The sequence below is a fragment of the Klebsiella sp. CD33 genome, from assembly GCF_051992865.1.
GTDB classification, from domain to species: Bacteria; Pseudomonadota; Gammaproteobacteria; order Enterobacterales; family Enterobacteriaceae; genus Klebsiella; species Klebsiella pneumoniae.
Genome location: NZ_CP197023.1, coordinates 4208588 through 4219201, shown reverse-complemented (window position 1 = coordinate 4219201; position 10614 = coordinate 4208588). Strand labels below are relative to the sequence as shown.

The window sequence follows — 10614 nt, the reverse complement described above, 5'->3', positions numbered from 1 at the left end:
GACAAACCTGTTTCGTTATTGTGCTCGCCTTTCTGTCGGGTGGCGGCTTTCGCCTTACCCGGCCTACGAAAGATTACAATATCAAACAGTTATGCAGTTATCTGTAGGCCCGCGCAAGCGTAGCGCCGCCGGGCAATTCCTGAAGATTGCACTTTGTCAGCAGTCTGGGGCATCCGTAAGGGCGCCTTCTCGTTATCGTGAGGGAACAGGAGACGGTTGTGATTGTTCGTGATGACAGTGAAAGAGGCATCCCGCCGCTGGTGACGCATCAGCCGCCGTCCTCGATGGATGATGCGCCGGTGATCCGCGGACGGATGGTGCAGATCCCCGGCTGGATTATCCCGCTGTACGCCGGATTATTTATCGCGCTCGGCTGGTTTGGCGGCGAGCAGTGGCGTCACCCGGCACCGCCGCAAACGCTGCCCTTGCCGGTGGCGCATGCGGCGCTTCTGCCGTTAACCGCTGCCGGAGAGGCCGCGCCAAAGACGCCGCCGCCGGCGGCAAAAGCCAGCGCGCCCGCGGCGCCGGAAGTGGACAGCGATACGCTGCCGCCTCTGCGCTACAGCGCCCATGTCTATGCCTCGCTACCGGAAAAGCGCAGCATTGTGTTAAACGGCAAAGCGTGGACGGAGGGCGATTCACCCCTGCCCAATCTGGTGGTGGAGCAGATCCAGCAGGATGTGACGATCTTCAGCTTCAACGGCACGACCTTTACCCTCGCGGCGCTGGAGGACTGGCCGGGCGGAAAAATTGACGAGGAGCCGAAAGAGGAATAAAAGCGCGCACAATAACCGGCGCGCTGAGGATATTTCGCTTAGTCGCTGCGCAAGCTGGCAATAAATGGCGCGAGCTGACGATTAAATTGACTGCACTGTGTGGCTTCCGGGGTACTGTCCTGTAAAAGCTGTTGGTAAAGCCGGTCGCTATTTTGGCTTAACGTCGCCACGTCAATATTTCCCCATCCGCGCGCTTTACCGACATTCACCGCTGCCCGATATATCGTTTCATCGGCGGGGAGATCGCTACGATTACATTTATTCTTGAGATAGCGCGTCCCGGCCGCCACGGACGAGAGCTGCTCGAGCTGCGCCTGGCTGCTGATGGCCGGGCTGAGCGTTGAGGCAGGTTTTTGTTGGCAGCCAGAGAGAAGGGCTACCATGCAAAGCGGAAATATAAGCGGAATACGCATCATAGAGTAATCAAAATAATGAATCACTGGCCGCTAGTTTAACAAATATTTCCCTGGTGTCATCATAAAATATTATTCTGCATAAATGTTAACAGGCTCTCATTTTTATCAACGGAAAGGCGCTTAATCGACTTTACTTTTATCAATAATAAACGTTAGCGCTGGGAAAATATATTTTCATCTGCGGATGATGCCACTGCGTTGACCGGCAGGAAGCGCGCCGTTTTTTATGTTATTAAAAAACATACTCTTTCCCATCTTGTTACGTGCGCAGGAGGTAAAATGCTGGTTAAGAATGTCGCATTTTAGTGCTATCCTGTATGCCCTGAACATTACGTGCTATGTTCTGACTTATTCTGCCGATGATGCGTTTAACACAATGATTTTATGGTGAATTTTTATTGTTAGTATCATGTAACATGAAGCAAACCAACCCTCTGAAAGGCTGGCGGCGCGTCCTGCCTGCCAGCAGGTTGTCGTCCGAAGGATAAGCAGCCTGGACGTTAATTTGAGAGATTTCTTCTTCCTCTGAACAGGGGAAGTATTGAGAATCAGGCCTTTGCGCCTGAACGTTGCGGAGAAAAAGCATGGCGGGAGATGACCGCGAGCCTATCGGACGTAAGGGAAGACCCTCACGTCCGACTAAACAGAAAGTCACCCGTCGCCGGGTCCGGGAAGAGGACTACGACGACGAGTATGATGACGATGATTATGAGGATGAGAAACCGGTGCCGAGAAAAGCCAAAGGCAAAGGTGGCAAGCCTCGTCGGAAGCGCAGCTGGCTGTGGCTGCTGGTCAAGCTGGGGATTGTCTTCGCGGTGCTGATTGCCGCCTATGGCGTCTACCTCGACCAGAAAATCCGCAGCCGCATTGACGGTAAAGTCTGGGAGCTGCCGGCCGCGGTCTATGGCCGGATGGTCAACCTTGAGCCGGACATGCAGATCAGCAAAAACGAGATGGTGCGTCTGCTCAACGCCACGCAGTATCGCCAGGTCAGCGCGATGACGCGCCCCGGCGAATATACCGTGCAGGCTAACAGCATCGAGATGATCCGTCGTCCGTTCGATTTCCCGGACAGTAAGGAAGGGCAGGTGCGCGCGCGTCTTACCTTCGACGGCGACCATCTTGAGACCATCGAGAATATGGATAATAACCGCCAGTTCGGTTTCTTCCGCCTCGATCCGCGTCTTATCACCATGCTGCAGTCGCCGAACGGCGAGCAGCGCCTGTTCGTGAAGCGCAGCGGCTTCCCCGATCTGCTGGTGGATACCCTGCTGGCGACCGAAGACCGCCACTTCTATGAGCACGATGGGATCAGTCTCTACTCCATCGGCCGCGCGGTGCTGGCGAACCTGACGGCAGGCCGAACGGTGCAGGGGGCGAGTACCCTGACCCAACAGCTGGTGAAAAACCTGTTCCTCTCCAGCGAACGCTCCTACTGGCGTAAAGCCAACGAAGCGTATATGGCGCTGATCGTCGACGCCCGCTACAGCAAGGATCGCATCCTTGAGCTGTATATGAACGAGGTGTACCTCGGCCAGAGCGGCGATAACGAAATTCGCGGCTTCCCGCTGGCCAGCCTGTATTACTTCGGCCGTCCGGTGGAAGAGCTGAGCCTCGACCAGCAGGCGCTGCTGGTGGGGATGGTGAAAGGGGCGTCGGTCTATAACCCGTGGCGTAACCCGAAACTGGCCCTTGAACGACGCAATCTGGTGCTGCGTCTGCTGCAGCAGCAGCAGGTTATCGACCAGGAGCTGTACGACATGCTCAGCGCCCGTCCGCTGGGCGTGCAGCCGCGCGGCGGGGTGATTTCACCGCAGCCGGCGTTTATGCAGATGGTTCGTCAGGAACTGCAGGCGAAGCTGGGCGATAAAGTGAAAGATCTCTCCGGCGTGAAGATCTTCACCACTTTCGACTCGGTGGCGCAGGATGCGGCGGAAAAAGCGGCCTCCGAAGGGATCCCGGTTCTGAAGAAACAGCGTAAGCTGGCGGACCTGGAAACCGCCATGGTGGTGGTTGACCGCTTCACCGGCGAAGTGCGGGCGATGGTCGGCGGCGCGGAGCCGCAGTTCGCCGGTTATAACCGCGCGATGCAGGCCCGCCGATCGATTGGTTCTCTGGCCAAGCCGGCGACCTATCTGACCGCGCTGAGCCAGCCGAATCAGTATCGCCTGAATACCTGGATCGCCGATGCGCCGGTGACGATTCGCCTGTCCAACGGTCAGACGTGGTCCCCGCAGAACGACGATCGTCGTTTCAGCGGTCAGGTGATGCTGGTGGATGCCCTGACTCGCTCGATGAACGTCCCGACGGTTAACCTCGGGATGGCGCTGGGCTTGCCGGCGGTAGTCGATACCTGGACTAAACTGGGGGCGCCGAAGAATCAGCTCAACGCGGTGCCGTCGATGCTGCTTGGCGCGCTGAACCTGACGCCGATTGAAGTGGCCCAGGCCTTCCAGACCATCGCCAGCGGTGGGAACCGTGCGCCGCTTTCCGCGCTGCGGTCAGTGATTGCCGAAGATGGCACTGTGCTCTACCAGAGCTATCCGCAGGCGGAGCGCGCGGTGCCTGCCCAGGCGGCCTACATGACGCTGTGGACTATGCAGCAGGTGGTGCAGCGCGGTACGGGGCGTCAGCTGGGGGCGAAGTATCCGGGCCTGCATCTGGCGGGGAAAACCGGGACCACCAACAATAACGTCGATACCTGGTTCGCCGGCATCGACGGTAGTCAGGTGACCATCACCTGGGTGGGGCGCGACAATAACCAGCCGACCAAACTGTACGGCGCCAGCGGCGCGATGTCGATTTACCAGCGCTATCTGGCGAACCAGACGCCAACGCCGCTGGTGCTGACGGTGCCGGAAGACGTGGTTGATATGGGCGTGGACAGCAACGGCAACTTCGTCTGCAGCGGCGGTATGCGTTCGCTGCCGGTCTGGACCACGCAACCGGATGCGCTGTGCCGTCAGGGCGAAATGATGCAACAGCAGCAGTTGCAGCAACAGGAAGCGAAAAATCCGTTTAATCAGTCCGGGCAGCAGCAGCCGCCGCAGCAGCAACAGCAGCAACAGCCGCCGAAGCAGCAGGAAAAGAGCGACGGCGTCGCGGGCTGGATCAAGGATATGTTCGGCAGTAACTGATTTTGACCGCACGACCAGACCCCTTAATACGAAAGTATTAAGGGGTTTTTTTATGCCTGTAAAAAAGTTAACGGCTCTTTAACTCCATAATAACTATCTGGTTATTAATTCAGCCTTCGACCGGCGGCGACAGGCATATCGCTTGCCTTGCCTTCGACGTTTCGCCTATTATATCGCCCGTCATAATAATAATTCTCGTTTACGTTATCATTCACTTTCATCAGAGATATACCCATGGCGCGTCCAAAAACTGCTCAGCCAAATCACTCGCTGCGTAAAGTCGCAGCTGTAGTAGCCACGGCGGTTAGCGGCATGTCTGTCTACGCACAGGCAGCAGAACAACCGAAGCAAGAAGAAACCATCACCGTCGTTGCCGCCCCGGCCGCCCAGGAAAGCGCCTGGGGACCGGCGCCGACTATCGCGGCAAAACGCTCCGCCACGGCGACCAAAACCGATACCCCGATTGAAAAAACGCCGCAGTCTGTGTCGGTGGTCACGCGCCAGGAGATGGAGATGCGCCAGCCGACGACGGTAAAAGAGGCGCTCTCCTATACGCCAAGCGTCTTCTCCACTCGCGGCAGTTCGACCACCTATGACGTGGTCACCATTCGCGGCTTCACCACCTCGACGACCGTCAACACCAACCAGTATCTGGACGGCATGAAGCTGCAGGGGAATAACTACTCTGAAGTCTCCATGGATCCTTACTTCCTCGAGCGTGTGGAAGTGATGCGCGGGCCAACCTCGGTGCTGTACGGCAACAGCAACCCGGGCGGTATCGTCAGCATGGTCAGCAAGCGCCCGACTACCGAGCCGCTGAAAGAAGTGCAGTTTAAGATGGGCACCGACAATCTGTGGCAGACCGGGTTTGACTTTAGCGACGCCATTGATGATGCCGGCGTTTGGTCGTATCGCCTGACCGGCCTTGGCCGCAGTCAGGATGCCCAGCAGCAGATGGCGAAATCGACTCGCTACGCGGTGGCGCCCTCCTTTAGCTGGCGTCCGGACGATAAAACCGACTTCACCTTCCTGAGCAACTTCCAGAATGACCCGGATGCGGGCTACTACGGCTGGCTGCCGCGCGAAGGCACCGTGGTGCCGTATTACGACGCCAACGGTAAGGCGCACAAGCTGCCGACCGATTTCAACGAAGGCGAGTCCGATAATAAAATCTCCCGCCGCCAGAAGATGGTGGGCTACAGCTTCTCCCATCAGTTCGATGACACCTTTACCGTGCGGCAGAACCTGCGCTATGCCGATGTGCATACGCTCTATCGTTCCGTATACGGCAACGGCTATGTCGCGCCGGGCTACATGAATCGCGCCTACGTGCGCTCCGACGAGCACCTGAACACCTTCACCGTCGATACCCAGCTGCAGTCTGATTTCGCCACCGGCGCGGTCAGCCATACGCTGCTGACCGGCGTGGACTACTCGCGGATGCGTAACGATGTGGATGCCGACTACGGGACGGCGGATCCTATCAGTATGAGCAATCCGCAGTACGGCAATCCGAATATTCAGGTCACCTTCCCGTACGCGGTCCTCAACCGGATGGAGCAGACCGGCCTGTACGCGCAGGATCAGATGGAGTGGGATAAATGGGTGATGACCCTGGGCGGCCGTTACGATTACGCCACGACCTCAACGTTAACCCGCGCCACCAACAGCCTGGCGGAGAATCACGACCAGCAGTTCAGCTGGCGCGGCGGCATCAACTACCTGTTCGATAACGGCATCTCTCCGTACTTCAGCTACAGCGAATCGTTTGAACCGGTATCGGGTTCCAACAGCCGCGGCCAGCCGTTCGATCCGTCGCGCGGTAAGCAGTATGAAGCCGGCGTGAAATACGTGCCGAAAGATATGCCGGTGGTGGTCACCGCGGCGGTCTATCAGCTGACCAAAGACAAGAACCTGACGGCTGATCCGGCTAACCAGGCGTTCAGCATCCAGACCGGCGAGATCCGCTCCCGCGGCCTTGAGCTGGAGGCGAAGGCGGCGGTGAACGCCAATATTAACGTCACCGCAGCCTACAGCTACACCGATGCGGAGTACACTCACGATACGGTGTTCAACGGCAAACGTCCGGCGGAAGTGCCGCGTAACATGGCCTCCCTGTGGGCGGATTATACCTTCCACGAAACCGCGCTGAGCGGTCTGACGATTGGGGCCGGGGCGCGCTATATCGGTTCAACGGTCAGCTACTACAAAAATGACACCAGCACCGGTAAGAAAAATGATGCCTTTAGTGTGGCCGGTTATGCGCTGATGGATGCGACGGTGAAATACGATCTGGCGCGCTTTGGCCTGCCGGGATCGTCGGTCGGCGTCAACGTCAACAACCTGTTCGACCGCGAATATGTCTCCAGTTGCTACAGCGAATACGCCTGCTACTGGGGCGCCGGACGTCAGGTCGTCGCCACCGCCACCTTCCGTTTCTAACCACCTACGGGCGCGGTTCGCCGCGCCCTCTATCAGGTTATCGCTATGCAGGAACAGACTCCGCACGCAGAAACCACCTTCGCGCTGGATCGCGTCACTTTCCGTGTGCCTGGCCGCACATTGCTCCATCCGCTCTCGCTCACCTTCCCGACCGGAAAAGTCACAGGCCTGATCGGCCATAATGGCTCCGGCAAATCGACGTTACTGAAAATGCTTGGCCGTCATCAGCCGCCCTCCGCAGGCGAAGTGCTGCTGGACGGGCAGCCGCTGGAGAGCTGGGGCAGCAAAGCCTTTGCCCGCAAAGTGGCCTATCTGCCGCAGCAGCTGCCGCCGGCCGAAGGTATGACGGTGCGCGAGCTGGTGGCGATCGGCCGCTATCCATGGCACGGCGCGCTGGGTCGCTTTGGCGCAGCGGACCGTGAGAAAGTAGAAGAGGCGATTGCGCTGGTGGGGCTGAAGCCGCTCGCTCATCGTCTGGTGGACAGCCTCTCCGGCGGTGAACGCCAGCGGGCGTGGATCGCCATGCTGGTGGCGCAGGACAGTCGCTGCCTGCTGCTCGATGAACCCACCTCGGCGCTGGATATTGCTCATCAAGTCGATGTTCTGGCGCTGGTGCATCGTCTCAGCCAGCAGCGCGGCCTGACGGTGATCGCCGTCCTGCACGATATTAATATGGCGGCCCGCTATTGCGACTATCTGGTGGCCCTGCGCGGCGGAGAAATGATTGCTCAGGGGACGCCGGCGGAACTGATGCGCAGCGACACTCTGGAACAGATCTATGGCATCCCGATGGGGATCCTGCCACACCCGGCCGGTGCGGCGCCGGTAAGCTTTGTCTATTGATGATGAACCCAACTCTGATAACCCGACGCCGCCTGCTGATCGCGATGGCGCTCTCGCCGCTGCTGTGGCAGATGCGCGGCGCGCAGGCGGCCGACGTCGACCCGCAGCGCGTGGTCGCCCTGGAGTGGCTGCCCGCGGAGCTGCTGCTGGCGCTCGGCGTGACGCCCTATGGCGTGGCCGATATTCCCAACTATCGCTTGTGGGTGAACGAACCCGCGCTGCCCGACTCGGTGATCGATGTTGGTCTGCGTACCGAACCCAACCTTGAACTGCTGACGCAGATGAAACCGTCGTTTATCGTCTGGTCGGCGGGCTACGGCCCGTCGCCGGAGAAGCTGGCGCGTATCGCGCCCGGCCGCGGTTTCACCTTCAGCGACGGCAAACGGCCGCTGGCGATGGCCCAGCGTTCGCTACTGGAAATGGCCGATCTGCTGGGCAAAACGCAGCAGGCGAAGCGCCATCTGGCGGAGTTCGACGCGCTGATGGAGAGCCTGCGTCCGCGTTTTGCCGGGCGCGGCGATCGTCCGCTGCTGATGATCTCTCTGCTCGATCCCCGGCACGTGCTGGTGTTTGGCGAAAACTGCCTGTTCCAGGAGGTGCTTGATCGCTTTGGTATTAAAAACGCCTGGCACGGCGAAGCGGCATTCTGGGGAAGCGTTAGCGTTGGCATCGACAGGCTGGCGGCATTTAACGAAGCCGATGTCATCTGTTTCGACCATGGCAATGAGCGAGATGTGGCTCAACTGCTGGCGACGCCGCTATGGCAGGCGATGCCCTTCGTGCGCGCGGGCCGCTTCCAGCGCGTTCCGGCGGTTTGGTTCTACGGCGCGACGCTGTCAGCGATGCATTTTGCCCGCGTGCTGGCTGATGCCCAGGGGAGTCCGGCATGAATACGCGTCTCTCGCCGTTAGCTATTATCCTGCTGGCCGGGCTGCTGGGCGTCGCCTTCGCGCTGAGCATCGTCAACCTCAATGTCGCCTTGCCCTATGCGCAGTGGCGGCAGGCGCTGTGGCAGCCGGATGTCGATGATATCGCCCAAATGCTGTTTCATTACAGTTTGTTACCGAGACTGGCTGTTGCGCTGCTGGTGGGCGCCGGGCTGGGACTGGTTGGCGTCCTGTTCCAGCAGGTGCTGCGTAATCCGCTGGCGGAACCGACCACCCTTGGCGTCGCCACCGGCGCGCAGCTGGGGATAACGGTCACCACGTTATGGGCTATTCCCGGCGTGCTGGCGTCGCAATTCGCCGCGCTGGCCGGGGCCTGTCTGGTGGGCGCGCTGGTGTTTGGCGTCTCGTGGGGCAAGCGCCTGTCGCCGGTAACGCTGATCCTGGCGGGGCTGGTGGTCAGCCTTTACTGTGGCGCGCTTAACCAGCTGATGGTGATTTTCCATCACGACCAGCTGCAAAGCATGTTCCTGTGGAGCACCGGGACGCTGACGCAGACCGACTGGAGCGTGGCGCAGCGCCTGTGGCCGCAGCTGCTTGGCGGGGCAATACTCACCTTGCTGCTGCTGCGGCCGCTGACCCTGATGGGGCTCGATGACGGGGTGGCGCGTAACCTCGGGCTGGCGCTGTCCCTGGCGCGCCTCGGCGCCCTGACGCTGGCGATCGTCATCAGCGCGCTGCTGGTGAACGCGGTAGGGATTATCGGCTTTATCGGCCTGTTCGCGCCGCTGCTGGCGAAAATGCTTGGCGCCCGTCGGCTGCTGGCGCGGCTGCTGCTGGCGGCGCTGATCGGCGCGCTGCTCCTGTGGCTTTCCGATCAGGTGATCCTCTGGCTGAGCCGGGTATGGCGGGAAGTCTCCACCGGCTCGGTCACCGCCCTGATTGGCGCGCCGCTGCTGCTGTGGCTGCTGCCGCGGTTGCGCAGCATCAGCGCCCCGGTGATGAACGGCGGCGATAATGTGCAGCCTGAGCGCTATCATGTGCAATGGTTTGTTCTCGCAGGCGTCGCGTTGCTGCTGCTGGCGGTGAGCGTGGCGCTGGCCTTTGGTCGCGATGCCCACGGCTGGCTGTGGGCCCACGGCGATCTGCTGGAGCAACTGCTGCCCTGGCGCTGGCCGCGGGTGCTGTCGGCCCTGTTCGCCGGGGTCATGCTGGCGGTTGCCGGCTGTATTATCCAGCGCCTGACCGGCAACCCGATGGCCAGCCCGGAAGTGCTGGGCATCAGCTCCGGCGCGGCTTTTGGCGTGGTGCTGATGCTGTTCTTCGTGCCTGGCGACGCCTTTGGCTGGCTGCTGCCGGCCGGCAGCCTTGGCGCGGCGGCCACCTTGCTGATCATTATGCTCGCCGCCGGGCGCGGCGGCTTCTCGCCGCATCGGATGCTGCTGGCGGGGATGGCGCTGAGCACCGCCTTCACTATGCTGCTGATGATGCTGCAGGCCAGCGGCGATCCGCGTATGGCGCAGATCCTGACGTGGATCTCGGGGTCGACATATAGCGCGACGCCGGAGAGGGTGGTGCGTAGCGGCGCGGTAATGCTGGCGCTGCTGGCGCTGGCGCCGCTCTGTCGTCGCTGGTTAACCATCCTGCCGCTGGGCGGGGAGGCGGCGCGAGCGGTGGGCATGGCGCTGACGTCATCGCGGATTGTTCTGCTGCTGCTGGCGGCCTGCCTGACGGCGGCGGCGACGCTGACCATCGGCCCGCTGAGCTTTGTCGGGCTGATGGCGCCGCATATCGCGCGGATGATGGGCTTCCGGCGAACCCTACCGCATATGGTGATTTCAGGGCTGACTGGCGGGCTGCTGCTGGTCTTCGCCGACTGGTGCGGACGGATGATGATGTTCCCGTATCAGATCCCGGCGGGGCTACTGTCGACCTTTATCGGCGCGCCTTACTTTATTTATTTGCTGAGAAAGCAGAGTCGCTAACGGTCCTGGATGGCTTCAACATCCCCGGTGGCGCTATCGCTTACCGGGGCTACAGCGCTGTGCGATTTGGTAGCCCGGATAAGGCGCAATGCGCCTCCTCCGGGAAAATCCCTGCGCCACCAGGCATTCAA

Annotated in this window: 7 protein-coding genes and 1 pseudogene; 6 read left to right on the top strand and 2 right to left on the bottom strand. The window is 60.4% G+C overall.

Going from position 1 to position 10614, the window contains the following annotated elements; all coding sequences use genetic code 11:
• Nucleotides 1-218: 218 nt before the first annotated feature.
• Nucleotides 219-776, top strand: coding sequence for a type II secretion system assembly factor GspB (gene gspB, locus ACR809_RS20755; RefSeq protein ID WP_004151934.1), 558 nt, complete (start codon nt 219-221; stop codon nt 774-776).
• A 38-nt stretch (nt 777-814) separates the two neighbouring features.
• On the opposite strand, the gene gspS is transcribed toward gspB, so the two are convergent.
• Together gspS and ACR809_RS20745 are read right to left on the bottom strand one after the other, a co-directional pair.
• Nucleotides 815-1189 carry a type II secretion system pilot lipoprotein GspS gene (gene gspS, locus ACR809_RS20750; RefSeq protein ID WP_004194926.1) on the bottom strand — a complete coding sequence of 125 codons (375 nt, stop codon included), beginning with the start codon at nt 1187-1189 and terminating at the stop codon, nt 815-817.
• A gap of 62 nt (nt 1190-1251) precedes the next feature.
• A pseudogene (locus ACR809_RS20745) lies at nt 1252-1386 on the bottom strand (hypothetical protein).
• A 390-nt stretch (nt 1387-1776) separates the two neighbouring features.
• Between ACR809_RS20745 and mrcB the strand changes: the two are divergent.
• The 5 genes from mrcB (at nt 1777) to fhuB (ending at nt 10483) form a co-directional block, all read left to right on the top strand.
• Complete coding sequence (gene mrcB, locus ACR809_RS20740; RefSeq protein ID WP_004213431.1) at nt 1777-4329, top strand: bifunctional glycosyl transferase/transpeptidase; 2553 nt, start codon at nt 1777-1779, stop codon at nt 4327-4329.
• A gap of 234 nt (nt 4330-4563) precedes the next feature.
• Complete coding sequence (fhuA, locus tag ACR809_RS20735; protein ID WP_004178624.1) at nt 4564-6771, top strand: ferrichrome porin FhuA; 2208 nt, start codon at nt 4564-4566, stop codon at nt 6769-6771.
• Nucleotides 6772-6816: 45 nt separating this feature from the next.
• The gene (gene fhuC, locus ACR809_RS20730) at nt 6817-7614 is read left to right on the top strand and encodes a Fe3+-hydroxamate ABC transporter ATP-binding protein FhuC (protein ID WP_002889212.1); all 798 of its coding nucleotides are present in this window, start codon (nt 6817-6819) and stop codon (nt 7612-7614) included.
• Nucleotides 7614-8504 carry a Fe(3+)-hydroxamate ABC transporter substrate-binding protein FhuD gene (gene fhuD / locus ACR809_RS20725; protein WP_071081180.1) on the top strand — a complete coding sequence of 297 codons (891 nt, stop codon included), beginning with the start codon at nt 7614-7616 and terminating at the stop codon, nt 8502-8504. Before fhuC ends, fhuD begins: the two co-directional genes overlap by 1 nt.
• Nucleotides 8501-10483, top strand: a complete 1983-nt coding sequence (fhuB, locus tag ACR809_RS20720; RefSeq protein ID WP_004147134.1) for a Fe(3+)-hydroxamate ABC transporter permease FhuB — start codon at nt 8501-8503, stop codon at nt 10481-10483. Before fhuD ends, fhuB begins: the two co-directional genes overlap by 4 nt.
• Nucleotides 10484-10614 lie beyond the last annotated feature (131 nt).